18 protein-coding genes are annotated in these 18,618 nt (G+C 72.6%); 10 read left to right on the top strand and 8 right to left on the bottom strand.

Annotated elements, in window-relative coordinates; translation table 11 throughout:
- Positions 1-72 precede the first annotated feature (72 nt).
- The gene (locus A7B18_RS07060) at positions 73-816 is read left to right on the top strand and encodes a ferritin-like domain-containing protein (protein ID WP_102125981.1); all 744 of its coding nucleotides are present in this window, start codon (positions 73-75) and stop codon (positions 814-816) included.
- A gap of 410 nt (positions 817-1,226) precedes the next feature.
- On the opposite strand, the gene arsB is transcribed toward A7B18_RS07060, so the two are convergent.
- The 3 genes from arsB to A7B18_RS07045 are packed head-to-tail and all read right to left on the bottom strand — an operon-like array spanning position 1,227 to position 3,951.
- Positions 1,227-2,504, bottom strand: a complete 1,278-nt coding sequence (arsB, locus tag A7B18_RS07055; RefSeq protein WP_102125980.1) for an arsenical efflux pump membrane protein ArsB — start codon at positions 2,502-2,504, stop codon at positions 1,227-1,229.
- Positions 2,501-3,298 (bottom strand): ABC transporter permease, encoded by a 798-nt coding sequence (locus tag A7B18_RS07050; RefSeq protein WP_102125979.1) that lies wholly within the window; start codon positions 3,296-3,298, stop codon positions 2,501-2,503. The genes arsB and A7B18_RS07050 overlap by 4 nt, the downstream gene beginning before the upstream one ends.
- Positions 3,295-3,951, bottom strand: coding sequence for an ABC transporter ATP-binding protein (locus A7B18_RS07045; RefSeq protein ID WP_102125978.1), 657 nt, complete (start codon positions 3,949-3,951; stop codon positions 3,295-3,297). The genes A7B18_RS07050 and A7B18_RS07045 overlap by 4 nt, the downstream gene beginning before the upstream one ends.
- A gap of 197 nt (positions 3,952-4,148) precedes the next feature.
- Between A7B18_RS07045 and A7B18_RS07040 the strand changes: the two genes are divergently transcribed.
- Positions 4,149-4,361 carry a hypothetical protein gene (locus A7B18_RS07040; protein WP_102125977.1) on the top strand — a complete coding sequence of 71 codons (213 nt, stop codon included), beginning with the start codon at positions 4,149-4,151 and terminating at the stop codon, positions 4,359-4,361.
- Positions 4,362-4,419: 58 nt separating this feature from the next.
- Here A7B18_RS07040 and cydB read toward each other — a convergent pair whose 3' ends face one another.
- The 5 genes from cydB to A7B18_RS07015 all read right to left on the bottom strand — a co-directional run bounded on the left by cydB (position 4,420) and on the right by A7B18_RS07015 (position 10,661).
- The gene (cydB, locus tag A7B18_RS07035; RefSeq protein ID WP_102125976.1) at positions 4,420-5,463 is read right to left on the bottom strand and encodes a cytochrome d ubiquinol oxidase subunit II; all 1,044 of its coding nucleotides are present in this window, start codon (positions 5,461-5,463) and stop codon (positions 4,420-4,422) included.
- Complete coding sequence (locus tag A7B18_RS07030; RefSeq protein ID WP_102125975.1) at positions 5,460-6,875, bottom strand: cytochrome ubiquinol oxidase subunit I; 1,416 nt, start codon at positions 6,873-6,875, stop codon at positions 5,460-5,462. The genes cydB and A7B18_RS07030 overlap by 4 nt, the downstream gene beginning before the upstream one ends.
- On the bottom strand, positions 6,872-8,470 hold the full coding sequence (locus A7B18_RS07025) for an amino acid ABC transporter ATP-binding/permease protein (RefSeq protein ID WP_102125974.1): 1,599 nt from the start codon (positions 8,468-8,470) through the stop codon (positions 6,872-6,874). The genes A7B18_RS07030 and A7B18_RS07025 overlap by 4 nt, the downstream gene beginning before the upstream one ends.
- Complete coding sequence (locus tag A7B18_RS07020; protein ID WP_245872776.1) at positions 8,467-10,128, bottom strand: ABC transporter ATP-binding protein/permease; 1,662 nt, start codon at positions 10,126-10,128, stop codon at positions 8,467-8,469. The genes A7B18_RS07025 and A7B18_RS07020 overlap by 4 nt, the downstream gene beginning before the upstream one ends.
- 266 nt (positions 10,129-10,394) lie before the next feature.
- Positions 10,395-10,661 carry a metal-sensitive transcriptional regulator gene (locus A7B18_RS07015; RefSeq protein WP_102125972.1) on the bottom strand — a complete coding sequence of 89 codons (267 nt, stop codon included), beginning with the start codon at positions 10,659-10,661 and terminating at the stop codon, positions 10,395-10,397.
- 61 nt (positions 10,662-10,722) lie between these two features.
- Between A7B18_RS07015 and A7B18_RS07010 the strand changes: the two genes are divergently transcribed.
- From A7B18_RS07010 to A7B18_RS06975, 8 genes are all read left to right on the top strand, one after another.
- Entirely contained in the window at positions 10,723-12,117 is a 1,395-nt protein-coding gene (locus A7B18_RS07010) for an MBL fold metallo-hydrolase (RefSeq protein ID WP_102125971.1), read from the top strand.
- Positions 12,118-12,175: 58 nt separating this feature from the next.
- Positions 12,176-12,493: a rhodanese-like domain-containing protein gene (locus A7B18_RS07005; protein ID WP_102125970.1), complete on the top strand. Its 318-nt coding sequence runs from the start codon at positions 12,176-12,178 to the stop codon at positions 12,491-12,493.
- Entirely contained in the window at positions 12,490-13,293 is an 804-nt protein-coding gene (locus A7B18_RS07000; protein ID WP_102125969.1) for a sulfite exporter TauE/SafE family protein, read from the top strand. The genes A7B18_RS07005 and A7B18_RS07000 overlap by 4 nt, the downstream gene beginning before the upstream one ends.
- 94 nt (positions 13,294-13,387) lie before the next feature.
- Positions 13,388-13,963: a YeeE/YedE family protein gene (locus tag A7B18_RS06995; RefSeq protein WP_102125968.1), complete on the top strand. Its 576-nt coding sequence runs from the start codon at positions 13,388-13,390 to the stop codon at positions 13,961-13,963.
- Positions 13,960-14,442, top strand: coding sequence for a DUF6691 family protein (locus tag A7B18_RS06990; RefSeq protein WP_164973356.1), 483 nt, complete (start codon positions 13,960-13,962; stop codon positions 14,440-14,442). Before A7B18_RS06995 ends, A7B18_RS06990 begins: the two co-directional genes overlap by 4 nt.
- A gap of 542 nt (positions 14,443-14,984) precedes the next feature.
- Positions 14,985-16,079, top strand: a complete 1,095-nt coding sequence (locus A7B18_RS06985) for an AI-2E family transporter (protein ID WP_235610232.1) — start codon at positions 14,985-14,987, stop codon at positions 16,077-16,079.
- A gap of 263 nt (positions 16,080-16,342) precedes the next feature.
- Complete coding sequence (locus A7B18_RS06980; RefSeq protein ID WP_102125966.1) at positions 16,343-17,488, top strand: heparan-alpha-glucosaminide N-acetyltransferase domain-containing protein; 1,146 nt, start codon at positions 16,343-16,345, stop codon at positions 17,486-17,488.
- A gap of 28 nt (positions 17,489-17,516) precedes the next feature.
- The gene (locus A7B18_RS06975) at positions 17,517-18,542 is read left to right on the top strand and encodes a hypothetical protein (RefSeq protein WP_102125965.1); all 1,026 of its coding nucleotides are present in this window, start codon (positions 17,517-17,519) and stop codon (positions 18,540-18,542) included.
- The last annotated feature ends 76 nt before the right edge of the window (positions 18,543-18,618 follow it).

Genomic DNA, 18,618 nt, shown 5'->3' with positions numbered 1-18,618 from the left:
CCGCGCGGGGAAAGCTTTCCTGCGCGCGGCCCGCGTCTTTCCTCCCCCTGCGCCCTCCCCGGAGTTCCCCCCATGAACGAGCAGACCGGCACCACCAGCAATGAGCGCACCAGGCGCGGCTTTCTGAGCGGCCTGGCTGGCACCCTCGCCCTCGCCGGTTTCGGTCAGGCGTTCGGCCAGGACCTGGCCAGCACCGCGGCCCTGGACCACGCCGCCGTCCTCGACCTCGCGGCGACCGCCGAGGCGCTGGCCGTCACCCTCTACCACCAGGTCCTGACCACGGCCACCTTCCGGGTGGACGAGGACACCGCCGAACACCTGCGGGCCGTGCTGGGCGCCGAGACGCACCACCTGCAGCTCCTGAAGAACCTGGGGGCCACGCCGCTCGCGTCCCGCTTCCACCTGCCCCGGGGGCTGCTGACGGACGCGGGCGTGTTCGTGGACACGGCCCTTCACCTGGAGACCGCCTTCACAGGGGCGTACCTGGCGGCGACCCACCAGTTCGCGGAGCGGGGCCAGCCCGGACTGGCGGCGACGGCCGCGCAGCTCGGGGCGAGCGAGGCCCAGCACCTCACGCTGCTGTCGCAGCTCGCGGGCCTGGGCCCGGGTGACCTCACCCTGCCCGCCGCGAGCTTTCGCCGGGTCGCGGACGCGGGCCCCACCCTGGCCCCCTTCCTGCGGAATGGGCCGGGGTCCCTTGGGCCGGTCACGCTACCCCGGGCCGAGCAACTGCGCCTGGTCTTGGGGCAGCGCGCCGCCACACCCGGGCGGCCGTTCGTGCAGACACATACTTCCGCCCCACGCCAGCGGGGATGAAGGGACCTCGAGCAGCGGCCCTCACCGCTCCCCTGGTTCGCACGACGAACACCTTCCGGAAGGGTACAGAGTGTCGGATTCAGGCGGCCCGACGTGGTTGCTGAGCGAGGGGACGGGTTGAGGGGGCTCCGGTCCCGGGAGGGATGCCCGAACTGGCGGGGGCCGGCACCAAGGCCCACCCCACGTCGAGCTGGCCGCGACGGCCAGCCGCAGCGCCCGCAATGTCACCCGCTGAAGCCACGGGAGGTGTCTGACGCGGCGCCTTGGAGACCCATGGCCGCCACCCTCTGCCAGCCGAGCCAGGACACGAAGAGGCTGTCCGGAACACCTCCGCGTGTTCAGGCGGAGGCCCATCATCACCGTCCAACCGAGAAGCAGCCGATTATGGGTGCGCGGCCCCGCCCTCCCGTTCACCGCACCAGGATTGCGAGTGCCAGCAGCGCCGCGAGCAGGACGGGTGGAGTCAGGACGATCCCCGCCCTGAAATAGTCCCCCCAACTCACCCTCACCCCGCGCCGTCCCAGCAGGTACAGCCACAGCAGCGTGGCAAGGCTCCCGATGGGCGTGAGCTTGGGCCCGATGTCCGCGCCCACGATCAGCGCGTAGGCGAGGCCCTCCCGCACCTGCGGCGTCAGGGCGGCCCCCTGCACCCCGAGCAGCGCGAACAGCACCGCCGGGAGGTTGTTCATGACCGCGCTCAGCGCCGCCACGCTGCCCCCGGCCATCAGCACACCCGGCAAGGTCCCATGCCCCGCCGCGCCCGCCACCAGTTCCCCGTACCCGGCCGTGAACCCGGCGCTGCGCTGCCCGTACACCACGAGGTACATCCCCAGCGCGAACGCCACCACGTCCCAGGGAGCGTGCCCCAGCACCGCGCGGCTCGACACCTGGCGCGAGCGTGCCGCGACGAGCCACAGTGCGGTGGCCCCCAGGGTGGTCACCACGCCGAGCGGCACCCCCAGCGGGTCCGCCAGGAAGTACCCGGCGAGCAGGAGGGGCAGCACAGTCCACCCGGCGAGGAACAGACCGCGCGACCGCACCGCGCTTCCTGGCGGGGGCAGGGCCGCCGGGTCGTAGCCCGTGGGCAGGGCGCGGCGGTACACGGCGATCAGGACGGCGAGGCACGCGAGCAGCGCCGCCGCGTCCACCGGGACCATCACCCGCGCGTACCGCGCGAAGTCCTGGTGGAAGGCGTCGGCCACGACGATGTTCACGAGGTTAGAGACCGGCAGGGGCAGGCTGGTGGCGTCCACCACGAAGCCCACCGCGAGCGCAAAGGCGAGGGTGGCCGCCCGGTCCAGGGTGAGCACCTCGGCGAGTTCCAGCGCGACCGGCGTGAGGATCAGCACGGCGCCGTCGTTGGCGAACAGGGCCGACACCAGCGCAGTGAACACGATCAGCAGCACGAAGAGGGCCAGGCCGCGCCCGCGTCCCCAGCGGGCGAGGTGCAGCGCCGCCCAGCGGAAGAAGCCCGCCCCGTCGAGCAGCAGGCTCATCACGATCAGGCCGACCAGGGTGAGCGTGGCGTTCCAGGTGGCGTGCCACACCACCCCCACGTCCGCGGGGCGGACCACCCCCAGCAGCAGCGCGGCGGCGGCACCCCCCAGCGCCGCCCAGGCGGGTTTCAGGCCGCGGGGTTGCCACACCACCAGGGCGACCGTCACGAGGAACACCAGCAGGGCGCTCACCGCCGCCCCCGGGCGTGCAGCCGCTCGACCCTCAACCGGTCCCGCGCGTCGAAGAGCGAGCGGTACGCGAGCAGCACCACGGCCAGGCTCCCCAGCGCCGAACTCGCCGCGAGGATGAACATGATCACGATCTGGTAGCGCACGGCCGTGCCCGGCGGGGCGCCCGCCAGGATCTGCCCGGTCATCATGCCGGGCAGGCTCACGATGCCCATGACGGCCATGCTGCTGAGCACCGGGATCATGCCGGTCCGCACAGCGGCGGCGACCTCCGCGTGGGCGGCCTTCCAGCGGGTCGCGCCCAGCGCCAGCAGCCCCTCGATCTGCGGGCGGCGGGCGCGCAGGTCCCCGGTGAAGCGGTCCAGCGACAGGGCCACCCCGGTCAGGGTGTTGCCCAGGACCATCCCCAGGATGGGGATCGCGTACTGCGGCTCGAACCAGGGGTGGACCCGCAGGACGCCGGAAAGGGCCAGCCCCGTCAGCAGGAACGAGCTGCCGAACACCGCGAGGAAGGCGTCCAGGTACACCCGGGCGTACCGCTCGCGGCTGCGGCCCACCGCCGCCTGCCCGGCCAGGACGGTCATCACCAGCCCGATCCCCACGACGGGCAGCGGGGAGCGCAGGGCGAAGACCCACCCCAGGATCAGCCCCACCGCGAGGAGCTGCGCGACCATCCGCGCGCCCGCCACCAGGACGTCCCGCTCCAGCCCCAGGCGCAGCCGCACCGACAGCACGACGTTCACCAGCAGCAGCGCGGCCGCCAGGGCGAGTTGCCCGGCGCTGATCGGCACGCTCATGCCGTCACCGGCTGGGGCTGGAGGGGAACTTCGCGCGACGCGACTCGGGCCCGTTGCGCGGGGTCGTGGCTGACCCACACCAGCGCGCGCCGCGCGGCCCCGCGCAGCCAGCCCAGCAGCACGCCCTCCGCGCGGCGCGTGGTGTCCGGGTCGAGGGACGCGGTCGCCTCGTCGAGCAGCAGCACGGTGGGACCGAGCAGCAGCGCGCGCGTGAGGGCCACGAGCTGCCCCTCGCCCCCCGAGAGGGTGGCCGCGTCCAGCCGCAGGAAGGCCCCGTCTCGCCCGAAGGCCCCGAGCAGCGCCTCCGCCTCACCGGGATGGAACGTGCGGTGGCGGTGTGCCGCCAGGGTGAAGGGCCGCCGCAGGTGATCGAGGACGGTGCCGCCGTCCAGGGCGGGCCGCTGGGGCAGGTAGGTGACGTGTGAGCGGTACCGGGGCATCGGCCACCCGGCCTGCGCCCGGCCCTCCAGCGTGATCTCGCCGCCCTCCAGCGCGTCCAGCCCGGCGAGGGCGCGCAGCAGCAGGCTCTTTCCCGAGCCCGACGGTCCGACGACGGCCACGCTCTCCCCGGCGTCCACGTCCAGGCTCAGGTCCTGCCAGAGCGCGCGGCCATCCACGCTGCGCCGCAGGCCCGACGCCGACAGCAGGGCCATCAGCCGCCCCACGCCGACCGGAACGCCGGGCCGGGGGAGCGACCGGCCCGGGGACAGCCCGGGACGCCTCCAGTCACAGGCCAGCCGCGATGGTCAACCGCCGCACCCCGCCCCGGGCTCGGTTCACCTTCACGTCGGTATGCCTCCACTCTCCCGCAGCTCACCTCGACCTCTGCCAGGATGGGGGCCGGAACCTCATGGCCAAGCCCTCGCCCCGCATTCCCCGGTACGTCAACACGTTCCCCGCAGGCCTGGCGACCGCCGCCCAGCTTCAGGCGGAGGGCCTCAGGCCCGGCACCACCGCCCCCGTCGCCCTCCTGGAATACCACGAGGGGGACCGCAGCGGGGTGTGCGGCCTCTTCGAGCGCTCGGCCGCCGTGCCCAGGACGGACTCGCCTCCACCCTTGTGAGTGGATGGGACCCCCGGGTTCGCGCCCCGACTCCTTGATGGCCGCGGGCTCCTCCGAGTCAGTCCCCCGAACCGCCGCCGGGAATGGCCTGATCGCGCTCCTGCACGCGCTGCCGGAACACGTAGTAGTTCCAGGCCTGGTAGCCGATGATCAGGGGGAGAAAGATCAGGCTCACCCAGGAGAGCAGGCGCAGCGTGGTGGGCTCACTCGCGCTGTTCCGCACGGTCAGGGTGTACGTCTCGCCCAGGGTGCTCGGCAGCACGTTCGGGTACAGGCTCAGGAAGATGGTCGCCGTCGAGAACACGACCGTCAGCCCGGTGGACGCGAAGGCGAGCCCGTCGCGCCTGAGGGTCAGGGCCAGCCACACCAGGCCGAGGTTGAGGGCGGCCGCCGCCGGGAAGAGCCACTGGGACAACCCCAGCGAATTGAACACCCCGGAGCGCACGAAGCCCACGTACACGAAAGCGAGGACCAGCACGGTCGCGGCCGCCCCCCACAGCAGGGCCGCGCGCCGGGCCCGCAGGTACAGCGTGCCGTCCCGGTGCAGCCGCAGCAGCAGGTACGTCGCGCCGTGCAGCACGAACAGGCTCAGGGTGGCCAGGCCGCCCAGAACCGTGAAGAGGTCGAACGCGCCCAGCACGTGGCCCTCGAAGCGGCCGCCGACCCCCAGCGGCAGCCCGCGCACCATGTTGGACATGATCACGCCCCATAAGAAGGCGGGCAGCAGGTTGGTGACAAAGGACGTGGCGTCCCAGAAGAGCCGCCAGCGGACGTGATCGACCTCCGAGCGGTACTCGAAGGCCACGCCCCGCCCGATCAGGGCCAGCAGGATCAGGGCGAACAGCGGGTACAGGGCCGTCAGCAGCGCCCCGTACCACAGCGGGAACGCCGCGAAGATCACGCTGGCGGCCAGGATCACCCACACCTCGTTCGCCGCCCAGAAGGGACCGACCGTGCCGATCAATGCGCGGCGCTGCGCCTCGCTGCGCGCGAGGAAGGGTTGCAGGATGCCGACCCCGAAGTCGAAGCCGTCCAGGAAGAAATAGATCGTGAAGGTCAGGGCGGTCAGCCCGAACCAGACGGTGGGCAGGTCGACGGTCACGGCGCGGCTCCTTCGGGCAGGTAGTGCGGGGCGGGCACCGAGGGCGTCTCCACCTCGGGCCCGTGCATGCCGGCGCGGGCCGTCCGGGTGAGCAGGAAGACGTCCAGGCCGATCAGGGTCAGGTACACGACCCAGAAGGCCGCGAGCGAGACGAGCACCGTCTGCGGGGTGAGCCCGCTCACCGCGTCCGCCGTCCGCAGCAGGCCCTGCACGATCCAGGGCTGGCGGCCCATCTCGGTGGCGACCCAGCCGCTGAAGTTCGCCAGGTGCGGCGCGAGCGGCATCACCAGCAGCAGCGGGTAGAGTCGGCCCGGGTCGTCGAGCCTACCCCGCCGCCAGCGCCAGGTGTAGTAGGCGCTGACGAGCAGCATCAGGCCGCCCAGCCCCACCATCACGCGGAAGGCCCAGTACACCGGCCACACCCAGGGGAGGTAGTTGCCCGGACCGTACCTCGCCGCGTACTCCCGTTGCAGGTCGTTGAGCCCCTTCGCCTTGCCGGAGAAATTGTTGAAGGCCAGGAACGAGCCCACGTACGGGACCGTGACCTCGAAGCGGTTGGCGCGCGCGCCGTTGCTGGGGAGCGCCACGAGGCTCTCGGGCATCTGGGAGCCGGTCGGCGTGTCCCACAGGGCGCTGAAGGCCGCGTACTTCATGGGCTGGTCGCGCACCGCGCTCTGGCCCTGGACGTGCCCGGCGGCGACCACGCCCAGCGAGCCGATCAGCGCCGTGAGCAGCGCGACTTTGAAACTCACCCGGAAGGCGGGCACGTTGTGCTTCCGGCGCAGGTGGTAGGCGCTGACGGCCAGCACGAAGAACGCGGCGACGGTGAGGCCGCCCGACCAGAGGTGGGCGAACCACTCCAGCGCCTTGGGGTTGGTCACGATGGCCCAGGCGTCGGTCATGACCGCCCGGCCGTTCCTCAGGGCGTACCCGACCGGGTGCTGCATCCAGGCGTTGGCGAGGATGATCCAGAAGGCGCTGACGGTGGTGCCCAGCGCGACGATCCAGATGCTGGCGAGGGACGCCCAGGCGGGCAGCCGGTCCTTGCCGAACCACCACAGGCCCAGGAAGGTGCTCTCCAGGAAAAAGGCCATCAGCACCTCCAGCGCGAGCGGCACGCCGAAGATGTTGCCCACGAAGTTGGAAAAGCCCTGCCAGTTCATTCCGAACTGGAACTCCTGCACGATGCCCGTCACCACGCCCACCGCGAAGTTGATGAAGAACAGGTGTCCGAAAAAGCGGGTGAGGTTTTCCAGTTTGGGGTCGTGGCTGCGGTAGGCCAGCGTCTGGAGGACGGCGATGATTAGCGCGAAGCCCACCGTGAAGGGCACGAAGAAGTAGTGGAAGATGCTGGTCGTCGCGAACTGAAAGCGCGAGAGGTCCAGCGTGGAAAAGCCGAAAAGCTCGTTCATACGGCGGTCCTTTCGGGAACGGACGCCGCGCCGTGCAGGTGTCCGCCGCGTAGCGTGAGGTGACGCCCGGTCAGGGCGAGGGGCGCGGCCCGGTGGGTGACGATCAACAGGGCCCGTCCGGCGCGCTCGCGCCCGATGACCCGCAGCACGCGCGCCTCGGTGGCGGCGTCGAGGTGGGCGGTGGGCTCATCGAGCAGCAGCAGGTCGCCCGGCCCCAGCAGCGCGCGGGCGAGGCTCACCCGGGCCCGCTCGCCGCCCGAGAGCCGGGTGCCCCCCTCGCCCACCCAGGTGTCCAAATCCAGGTGAGTGAGCCCGAGGTCGTCCAGCAGGCCGCGCAGCCGGTGGTCCGTGGCGTGGTGGTCGCCCAGCCGCAGGTTCTCGCGCAGGGTGCCGTCGAGCAGCGGCGCGTCCTGCTCGTGCAGGCTGATCCGGGCGCGCAACGCGGCGAGGTCGAGGTCGCGCAGGTCCGCCCCGTTCAGGGTGACCCGCCCCGCGTCCGGGTCGAGGTCCCGGGTCAGGAGCCGGATCAGGGTGGTCTTGCCGCCGCCGCTGGGCCCCGAGACGCCCAGGCTTTCCCCGGCACGCAGGCGCAGCAACACGTCATCCAGCACGGTCCGCCCGTGGCGCCGGACGGTGACGCCCCGGACCTCGAACGAGAGCGGTCCGGGCGGGACGGCCCTCGGCATGGGCGGACCGACTACGCCCGGCGTGAGCGCCTCCAGCGCGGCCGTGCGCTCCCTGGCGGCCACGTCGGCGGCGTGGGCCAGCGGCACGGCGGCCAGGGGGCCCGCGGCGTCGAAGGCGGCGGCGACCCCCAGCACCACCGCCGCCAGCAGCGCGCCGTTCAGGTAGCCCGCCTGCACGAGCGCCGCGCCCCGCCACAGGACGCCGCTCACCGCGACCGCGAAGCCCATCTCGCGGGCCAGGGTGACCCGCCACGCCAGGCGCCCGGCGTCCAGCGCGACGCGTTCGAGCCGGGCCGTGAGGCGCGCGAGTTCGGGGCCGTGGTGGCTCCCGCCGCCATCCCCGCTGGCCGAGAGGGCGTCGAGCAGCCGGGCCGCGTGCTCGCGCGTCAGGCAGGCGTCCTCCCGGGTAAGCAGCGCGGCGCGGTCCCGCCCATGCAGCACCACCAGGGCCGCCCCCAGCAGGGGGAGCAGCGCGAGCAGCGCCAGACCCAGGTCCAGCCACGCAAGCCAGCCGCCCAGGGCGACCAGCACGCCCAGAAAGGCCCCCAGCGGCAGGCTGACCCGCAGGGTGAAGAACTGCCGGGCGTCGACATCGGCACCCGAGCGGGCGAGCAGGTCGCCGCCGCGCTCGTAGGCCAGCAGATCACGCCCGAAGCGGGCCAGCGTGTCGAACAGCCGCAGCCGCACCCGCTCCCCGCCCGCCAGGGCCGCCGCGTGCCCGGCGAGGCGCTCGGCGTAGCGCAGGGCGGCGCGGCCCAGCCCCAGGGCGCGCACGGTGGTCACGAGCAGGAGCAGGCTCAGGAACACCTCGGGGCGCAGGGCGGCCCGGGAGATCAGCAGGCCCGAACTGGCCGCCAGCCCGACCCCGGCCAGGGCGGTCAGGACCCCGAGCGCCAGCGCGCCCCTCACGCGGCCACCGCCGGGGACGCGGGCGCGCCCAGGGAAATCTCCCGCCAGCCGGGCGGGACTGCGCGGTGGGTGGCGAGCAGCACCGTCCGCCCGGCAAAGGCGCGTTCGATCACCGCGTGCAGTTCCGCCTCGCTCTCCGGATCGAGGTGCGCGCTCACCTCGTCGAGCAGGATCACGTCGGCGCCGGAGAGCAGGGCGCGGGCCAGGGCGAGGCGCGCGGTCTCGCCGCCCGAGAGCAGCGCGCCGCCCTCGCCGAGCGGCGTGTCGAACCCGGAGGGCAGCGCGCGCAGCACGTCGCCCAGGCCCACCGCCTCGCAGGCGCGCTCCAGGTCGGCGTCACCGGCGTCGGGGGCGGCGAGGCGCAGGTTGTCCCGCGCGCTGCCCGCGATCAGGCGCGGGTGCTGGGGAACGAACGCCACCCGGGCCTGCCAGGTGGCGCCGAGGTCGTCGAGCGGCGTGCCGTCCACCCGGATGCTCCCCAGGTGCGGGACGTGCTTGCGCAGGGCGTGCAGCAGCGTGGTCTTGCCGCTGCCGCTGGGACCGCGCAGCGCGGCGAGGGTGCCCGGCGGGAGTTCCACGCTCACCGGCGCGGTCGGCGTGGGCAGGTCCGCCCGCGCGAGGCTCAGGCTCAGGTGGGGGACGCCAGCCGGGACCGTCCCTTCCCCGGAGGGCGCCACCGGCCGGGTGAGCAGGTCCTGCAACCGGGCGGCGACGGGCTCGGCATCCAGCGCCGCGTGCCGGTCCGTGCCGAGTTGCCGCAGCGGGCCGAAGAACTCCGGGACGAGCATCAGGGCCGTGAGGGTGGGGGCGAGCTCGGCACTTCCGCCGAACAGCCGCACGCCGATCCACACGGCCACCAGGGCGGTGGCGAGGGTCGCGGCGAAGTCCATCACGAAACCGCTCAGGAACGCGACTCGCAGCACGCCCAGGGTGGCCTCACGGTGCTGGCGGGCCGAGCGGGCCAGGACGTCGCGGTAGGGCGCGACCGCGCCGAAGGCGTGCAGGGGGGGCAGGTGACGGACCAGGGTCAGCAGCCGCGCGGAGAGGCGGGTGTGAGCGAGCCACTGCCGCTCGGTGGCAGCGCCCGTGGCGAGCCCCACCAGCGCCAGGAACACCACCGTAAGCGGCCCGGTGACGAGCAGCACGCCCGCCGTGGCGGGATCGAGCCACACGGTGACGCCCAGGACCACCGCGAAGGCGAGGGCCGCGTGCACGGCGCCCGGCAGGTACCGCGCGTAGTAGGGCGTCAACCGCGCGACGAGGTCCAGGTCGAGCGTGGCGAGGTCCGCGCCCCGCGTGTCCGCGAGCGCGACCGGGCCGAGCCTCAGGGCGGCCTCGCTCAGCCGCGTGCGCCAGGTCCCGACCAGGCGGGCCGCGAGCCGGGTCCCCAGGTGTTCTCGGACCGCGCCTGCCCCGGCGCGCGCCAGCAGCAGCGCCGCGACGGTCAGGAGGGTGCCCACCCCGGGCGAGTGCCCCTGCAACAGCCCGGCGGCGATCACGCGGGCCGTCAGCACGAACGCGGCGGCGGTGGCGAGCAGGCCCAGGACGCTCAGCACCCCGGACACGGCCAGCGCGCCGTGCAGATCGGCGGGTTCAAGCAGGAGGTTCGGGAGGCGGCGCCGCCTCGCGGCCAGCCAGGCCCCGGCCCTGCGCCGCACCTGTGAGCCGGGCCGGGGCCCGGGCCCCCCGGCGGCGAGGGGCCCAGGAGGGTGAGCGGAGCAGGTCGAAGAACGCGGGGGGAGCGGGACGGCCATGAACCGAGCATGAGTCCCGATGGTAAAGGCGCCGTATAGCACCCGGACATGACGGCGGCGCCTGTCCAACACGGCGACCGGCCTGAGCCCCCCAACCTCGCCGTTGGGGGAACGCCGGAGGGCGACCACGCGGTCGAGCCCGGTCCCCAGGGTTCCCGTGGCCGCGATCTTCAGCGGGCCAGCCGGAGGAGCCTCACCAGTTCGGCGGGCTCGACCCCGCGCGCGCGGCACACCTCGACGTAGGTTTCCAGAATCACGTCCCCGGTGGACTCGAACGCGCTCTTGGCGCTGGCATAGAGGGTCATGACCTCCACGCAGTTCTTCTCCTCCTCGACCATCCGCTGAAGGCCCCGGATCTGGCCCTCCAGGCGGCGCAGGCGGTTGAGGATCTTCGTCTTCTCGGCTTCACGGTCGCTGACGGGCACGGGTGCGGTCATGGCCCCATTATACCCCCGGGGGTATTTGACAGAATAGGGGGAGGGGGTATACGCTCCGGGCATGTACCTCCAACGCTTCTACGACACGGATCTCGCCCAGGCCTCCTACCTGATCGGCTGCCAGCAGACCGGCGAATGCCTGGTGGTCGACCCCGTCCGGGACATCACGCCGTACCTGGAAGAGGCGCAGAGCCAGAAACTGCGGGTCACCCACGTCACCGAAACGCACATCCACGCCGACTATCTCTCCGGCAGCCGAGAACTGGCGAAGGCCACGGGCGCCCGGCTCCTGCTTTCCGACGAGGGCGGCGAGGGCTGGCGGTACACCTACGACGACGGCCACCAGACGAAACTGCGTGACGGCGACACCTTCACGGTCGGCAACATTCGCATCCAGGCCCTGCATACCCCCGGGCATACTCCCGAGCACCTGAGCTTCCTGGTGACCGACATGCCACGGGGTGATACCCCCAGCATGATCCTGACCGGTGACTTCGTGTTCGTCGGGGACCTGGGCCGCCCCGACCTGCTGGACGAGGCGGCGGGCGGTCAGGACACCCGTTTCGTCGGCGCGAGGCAACTGTTTGCCAGCCTGCGCGACAAGTTCCTGACCCTGCCCGACTTCGTGCAGGTGTGGCCTGGTCACGGTTCGGGCAGCGCGTGCGGCAAGGCGCTGGGGGCTGTGCCCACCACCACCGTCGGCTACGAGCGAGCCCTGAGCTGGTGGGGCAAGCTGGTCGAACGGGGTGACGAGGAAGCCTTCACACGGGAACTGCTCTCCGGGCAGCCCGACGCGCCCCTGTACTACGGGCGCATGAAGACCGAGAACCGTGACGGCCCCGCCCTGCTGGGCGAGGTGAAGCCCCTGGCAGAACTGAAGGTGGACGAGGTGCGCCGCCGTCTGGCCGCCGGTGCCCGCCTGATCGACACCCGCAAGAAGGAGGAGCACCAGGCCGCCGCGCCCGCGCACAGCGTGAACCTCCCTGACGGGAACACCTTTGAGACCTGGGCGGGCTGGCTGCTGAGGCCGGAACGCGAGTTCATCCTGCTGGCCCCCGCCGGGCGAGCCGAGACGCTGCGCCGCAGGCTGTGGATGGTGGGGATCGACCACGTGGTCGGGTACGTCATCGCCGCCGAGGGCCTGGACACGGCGCCTGCCCGGCCCATCCCCGTTGCGGAACTGCCGCAGCACGCAGACGCGCTGATTCTGGATGTGCGGCAGAAGACCGAGCACGAGGAAGGAGCCATCCCCGGCAGCCTGCAACTGCACGCCGGTCGCCTGCCCTGGCGCCTGGACGACCTGCCACATGACCGCGAGATCGTCGTGCATTGCCAGGGTGGCGCCCGCAGCGCCGCCGCCGCCAGCCTGCTGCGAACCGAAGGCTTCGACGTGGCCGAGCTTGCCGGGGGCTACGACGCCTGGGCAAAGGCGCAGCAGGAAACCCGACCCGCGTAACCCCTGCCCAGCGGAGGCGGCATTCCACCGCCTCCGCTCCTGCTGAAAGGACCCACCCATGACCTACCAGGACATCTTCACCAGCGAGCTGGAAGCCAAGAAGCGTGAGGGCGCGCGGCTCATCGACGTGCGGGAACGCGAGGAGTACCTCGCCGGGCACATTCCCGGCGCCGTGAACCTGCCCCTCAGCGAACTCGACGGCCGTGAGGACGAGATCGGGCCGCACACGGTCCTGATCTGCGCCAGCGGCAACCGCTCCTCGCAGGCGGCGGCCCACCTCGCCTCCCAGGGCAGGACCGGCCTGATGAACCTCTCCGGCGGCACGGCCGCGTGGATGCGCGGGGGCCATGACCTGAACCGGGGCGAGCAGCCATGATCCTCGCCTGGATCGGCGCCGCGCTGATCGGGCTTTCGCTCGGCCTGCTGGGCTCCGGTGGCTCCATCCTCACGGTCCCCGTGCTGGTCTACCTGGTGAACGAACCGGAGAAGCTGGCGATCGCGGAGAGCCTCGCCATCGTGGGCGCGATCAGCCTGTTCGGCGCGATTCCCTACGCCCTGAAACGGCAGATCGACTGGCGGTCGGTCCTGTGGTTCGGGATCCCCGGCGTGGCGGGCACGTACCTGGGCGCGGCCCTGAGCGTCTACCTCTCGGGCGTGGCGCAACTGATGCTCTTCGCCGTCGTGATGCTGCTCGCGGCGATCATGATGTTCCGCCCCGGCGGAGCGCAGCCGGAGGCGGCCACGAACCACAAGCGTTCCCCGCTGAAGATCGGCGCGGAAGGCCTGGTGGTCGGTGTCCTGACCGGCCTGGTGGGGGTGGGGGGCGGATTCCTGATCATTCCCGCCCTGGTGCTGCTGGGTGGCCTGCCCATGAGCCTCGCCGTGGGGACCAGTCTGCTGATCATCGCCGCCAAGAGCTTTGTGGGCTTTTACAAGTACGTGCACGTCCTGGGGGAACAGAACCTGTCCATGAACTGGTCCCTGATCCTGATCTTCGCGGTGATCGGCATTCTCGGCAGCTTCCTGGGCGCCCGGGTGGGTCGGAAGGTGTCCAACGAGGGCCTGCGGAGGGGTTTCGCCGCCTTCCTGGTCGTGATGGGCGTGTACGTCCTCGCCACCAACGTGCCCAAAGTCCTCCATCCGTCTCCCACAGCCGAGGCGCAACTGCGGCACTGAAGCTTTCCCTGACCTGGCCGCGAACGTGCCCCACCTGTTCGCGGCTTGACCTTCCGCCGCTCCTGTTCCATTCCTCCCCGAGGTGCTTGTTCCCATGACTGAACTGCTCGACTTCCTGCGCTCGCCCTGGCCCTGGTACGTGGGTGGCCCCCTGATCGGCCTGACCGTGCCGCTGCTGCTGTGGCTGGGCAACAAACCTTTTGGCATCTCCTCCAACCTGCGCCACGCCTGCGCGATCCTGCTGCCTGACCGCGCCAAACCCGGCTTCTTCAAATACAACTGGCGGGCCGAGAAGTGGAACCTGATGTTCGCCGCCGGCCTGGTGCTGGGCGGCTTCGTGGCCGGTGTGCTGCTCGCCAATCCTGAGCCTGCCCGGCTGAGTGCCGCCGGGGTGCGGTCCATCCAGGAGCTGGGCGTGCAGGTCCGTCCCGGCCTCGTTCCCGCCGAACTGGCCGACCCGGGCAACCCGGGCGTGTGGCTGCTGCTGGCCGTCTCTGGCCTGCTGGTGGGCTTCGGCACCCGCTACGGGGGCGGTTGCACCTCCGGGCACGCCATCACCGGTCTCGCCACCCTGCAAGGCCCCTCGCTCATCGCCACCGTGTCCTTCTTCGCGGGCGGCATCCTCAGCGCGAACCTCCTCCTGCCCCTCTTCCTGACGGTGATCCGGTGACCAGCAACCCCAGCCCCCACATTCCCGGCGTGCACGCCGAGCCCTCTTCCTCCGCCCGCACGGCCACCGGCCTGCTGGCCTACCTGCTCGTGGGCCTGTCCTTCGGCATCGTCCTCGTCAAGTCCGAGGCGGCGAGCTGGTACCGCATCCAGGAGATGTTTCGCTTCGAGTCGTTCCACATGTTCGGCCTGATCGGCTCGGCGGTCCTCACCGGACTGGTGACGACCGCCATGCTGCGGCGCAGCGGTGTGAAAAGCCGGGACGGGCAGACCATCCGCGTCACGGACAAGGAAAAGGGCTGGCGCCGCTACGTGTTCGGCGGCCTGACCTTCGGGGTGGGGTGGGGACTGGCGGGCGTGTGCCCGGGTCCGATCTTCACGCTGCTGGGCGCCGGAGTCTGGCCTATGCTGGTCGTGCTCCTGTTCGCCCTGCTGGGCACCTGGGCGTACGGCGCCCTGCAGACCAGGCTGCCCCACTGAGGGGAGAACCGAGACCCCAAGAGGAGGCGGTCGCCTCACGACGGCGTGGCCGGGCAACGTCTCGCATGGGAGCTCCCGGGGCCCGGCGCCTCGTCCCGGGCAGGGACGACCCGGCCTCCCCCGCTCTCGCGCACCACACGTCCGCCGGGAGCCTCACACCGACGAACAGGCTTCAACCCCGGGCCTGGGGCGGGCGCGCAGGACCTCGCTCTACCCTCCCTTTACCTTCCGGGCGTAGAGAGGACGCGTCTTCCGTGACGGGGGAGCGGCCCCGGGACACCGAAGACCCGTCTGACCCCAGGGCATGGCCGCCGCAGGGTCGGTTCGGCTCGCGTCCGGATCATCCGGGGACATCCCCGTTCCCCTGCGCTCCGGCCCGCTGAACAGGCCGTCTGCCGGATGGCGCGGGACCGCTGGCTGGCAGGGCAGGAGGGGGCCGCCGACGCGGTGTTGAGTCTTCGTGGCTCCTGCGCTCCTCCGCACGGCTCGACCCGATGATCGGCGGCCCAGGCCAACGCACTGCCCCTGAAGGAGGCTCACCCTTGTCCGGCAACGCTTTCGCGCTCGTGTGGCGCAATCCCTACGTGCGCGCGCCCGTGTTTTTCGGCCTGATCGCCCTGGCGCTCTGGCTGGCCCGCGACCTGGCGCCCGTGCTCACGGTGGGCCTGACCGCCTACCTGATCGCCTATCTCTCCCACCCGCTGCTGACCTGGCTGGAGCGCCGGCGCCTGCGGCGTGGCGTGGGCATCGGCGTGGTGCTCCTGATCGCGCTCGCGCTCGCGGCGCTGGCCTCCTCGCTCCTGGTGGCCGTCGGGACGCAGCTCATCGACCTTGCGGGGCGCCTGCCGGCGGTCGCCCAGGATGTCAGCCGCTTCGTGGACGGCTGGCTGGCCGCACGCCCGAACCTGCCCTGGACCGCCGGGCTGCGCGCCCAGCTCACCACCCTGATCAACAGCAGCACGGCCATGCTGTCGCGGGACGCGCTGCCGTTCCTGCAAGGCCTGCTCGCCCCGGGCGGCCCGCTGCTGGGAAGGCTCTTCGGGGTGGCGAACACCCTGGCGCAGAGCGTGGCCGTCCTGATCCTGAGCGTGTACATGATGCAGGACTACGAGAAGATCGGCCACACCCTGCTGGGCCTGCTGCCGCGCCCGTGGCAGCCGCTGGCGCTCGACCTGTCGCGCGGGGTGGAGCAATCGGTGGGCGGGTACGTGCGCGGGCAGGTGGTGATCGCCCTCGCCATCGGGACCCTGGTCGCCCTGGGCCTCGCGTTGATCGGCGTGCCGTCCGCGCTCGCGCTGGGCTTCCTGGCGGGGGTCTTCAACCTGGTGCCGTACCTGGGGGTGGTGATCGCGCTCGTCCCCGCGCTGCTGCTCGCCGCGCCGCTGGGGTGGCTCAAGCTCGCGCTGGTCGTGGGGCTCTTCCTGCTCGGCAACCAGCTCGAAGGGCACCTGCTCTCGCCCCTGATCCTCGGCCGGTCCACCAACCTCCACCCCGTCACCGTCGCCCTGAGCATCCTAGTGGGGCTGCATCTGCTGGGCCTGGTGGGGGCGCTGGTGGCCGTCCCCCTGGCCGCCCTCGGGAAGCTGCTGCTGGCGAGGTACTACTACCCCAGCCGCCTGTACCAGGGAGGGCCCTGAGGGCGGCGCCCGGAGGGTCCGTGGGTTGCGGGCACGCCGCGGGCGGGGAACACCGCCGTCCAGGGGGAGCAGGCGACGTCAGCCGGGACGCGTTCCCCGCCCCGGCACCGGGGCAGGACGACCGGAAGGACCTGTCCCACAGACCGCCTGTCGTCTCTCCCCAGGCGGGCGTCCCCTCCTGCGTCCCCGGAGGGTCAGGGTCCGTTCCACCCCTTGCCCCGCGGCTATACCCCGATGTAACGGTCAGGGTGAACACTGGACCCATGCGACCGATGTCCTGGGCCACCCGGACGGCCTGTCCAGCGCCGTCCCCGGACCTCCCGGCCACGGCGCGCTCCTCCCGGCTGCTGGCCCTCGACGCCTGGCGAGGTCTCACCGTCCTCCTGATGCTGCTCGCCAACAACGTCGCCCTGGGGGGCCAGACGCCCGCGCAACTCCAGCACGCGCCGTTCGGCGGGGTGACCCTCACCGACCTGGTGTTTCCCTGGTTCCTCTTCTGCGCCGGTGCCGCCCTGCCGTTCGCCGGCGCGGCCATGCGCCGGGTGAATCTGACCGGGTTCGCGCGCGTCCGGCGGCTGGCGGGCCGCGCGGCCCTGCTCTCCCTCGTGGGGGCGTTCCTGACCAGCGTGACCACGGGGCGCTTCATGCTGGGCCTGGGCGTGTTGCAACTGATCGCCCTGTCCACCCTCCTGGCGGCGCTGCTGGAGGGCTGGCGGGTCCGCTGGCAGGCCCTGGCCGCCGCCGTCCTGCTGGGCGCGTACGCCGCCTTCCTGCTCTGGGTGCCCCACGCGGCCGGGCGGGGCGTCCTGGGAGAGACCGCCCACCCCGTGCAGGCCGTGAATGCCTGGCTCACGCCGCTGGGGCTGCGGGGGCTGCCGTCCGTCGTGCCGACGACCGCCCTGGTGCTGCTGGGCAGCCTCGCCGCGCGGCCCCTGCAAGCGAGGCGGGCGAGTGCCCCCGCCACGCTCCTGGGGCTGGGCCTGGCCTGGAGCGCCGCCGGGTACGCCTGGGCCGCCAGCGGTGCGTTGCCCCTGAGCAAGGCGCTGTGGACGCCGCCCTACCTGCTGTACGCCGCGGGGCTCGGGACCCTCGGGCTGCTGGCGATGTTCCTGATCGGCGACGCCGGTCGCCTGCCGGGGGGCGCGCGGCTGCTCGCGCCCCTCACCGTTCCCGGGCGCAATGCCCTCGCGGCCTATGTGCTGCCCATCCTCGTCAAGGTCTGGGTCTTGCAGGGCCTCACGGTCCCCTGGGCGGGGACCCCCCAGCCCATGCAGGGCGCCCTGCTGACCCTCGCCCGCGGGCAGTTCGGCGGATTCTGGGGAGGCTGGACCTACACCCTGGGTTACGTCCTCGCCGTGTGGCTGGGCCTCGCCTGGCTGGCCCGGCGCGGGCTGATCAGGAAACTCTGAGCCACCCGCCCCTGTCCTGGAGGTCGACATGTCCCGTCTCCGTTCCCTCGCCCTGTTGCTCGCCCTGGCCCCCGCCGCGCTGGCCGCCCCTGCCAGCCTCCCGCTGACCTCCGGGGCCTTCCAGACGCTCGGCGCGGAGTCCTACCGCCGGGCCGGGCTCTCCGGCTCGTTCACGACCTGGCTCGCCGACGCCTACCGGCGCCAGGGCGTGCTGCTTCTGGGTGAACCCTCCCTGGGCCGGGCCCTGAAGCGTCGGCGCGCCCAACTCCTCCTGGCGACGGGTGCGGAGCGCGACCGGCTGGCCCGGGACACCGCCGCCTGGGCGCACCGCTTCGTGAAGGCCGCCCTGCCGCGCTTCAGCCTGGAACGCGGCTTCGAGTTCGCGGGCGCGGCGCGGTCCGGCGAGCGGCAGTGCCTGCTCCAGAGCGTCTTGATCACCGGGCTGTTGCAGGAGGCGGGGCTCCAGGCCGGCGCGGTCATGGTCTGGCGCAACCTCAGCGGTCAGGAGACGAACCTCGGGCACGTCACGGCCACGCTGCGCCTGCCGTCCGGCCACGGGGACCTCCTGATCGACGCGAGCGACCCGACGCCCTTCGTGGAGCACCAGGGGCTGCTGACCTGGGCGGACGGGGGGTACCGCTTCCTGGTCCCCCGGTACGGGGCGGAGCAGACCATTACGGGCTACCGGCAGGCCGACGGCGGCGGGCCGGTGGCGCTCTCTGGGGTGTCGGCCCTCGACCTCGCCTACCTGCGCTCGCAGTTCGACTACTACCGGGGCGAGCGGGCTCCCGGCGGCCTGCTGGGCACCGGGGTCGGGCGGGCCACCCCGGCGGGGCTGCAAGGCAGCGAGCGGTGGCTCCAGGCCGCGTTGCGGGAGAACCCGCACAACGCCCTGGCGGCGTACGTGCTCGGCCACGTGTACCGCAAGCAGGGCCGCCCCGGGGCCGCCCGCGCGCAGTACCTCGCCGCCGCGAAGCTCTACGCCGCGCAGGGGCACACCCCGCGCGGGGTGCAGGACGCCCTCGCCTGGGCCCGTTCGGCGGCTTCCCGTTGACCGGACGGCGCGCTCCGGGCCCGGACTCCACTGACTCCACCCCAGGCCCAGCCCGGTCCCCCCGTTCCAGCATGGT

The organism is Deinococcus planocerae (assembly GCF_002869765.1).
Lineage (GTDB): Bacteria > Deinococcota > Deinococci > Deinococcales > Deinococcaceae > Deinococcus > Deinococcus planocerae.
Note: the sequence above shows the minus strand (reverse complement) of the source record. Positions and strands in the feature narration are given on the sequence as shown.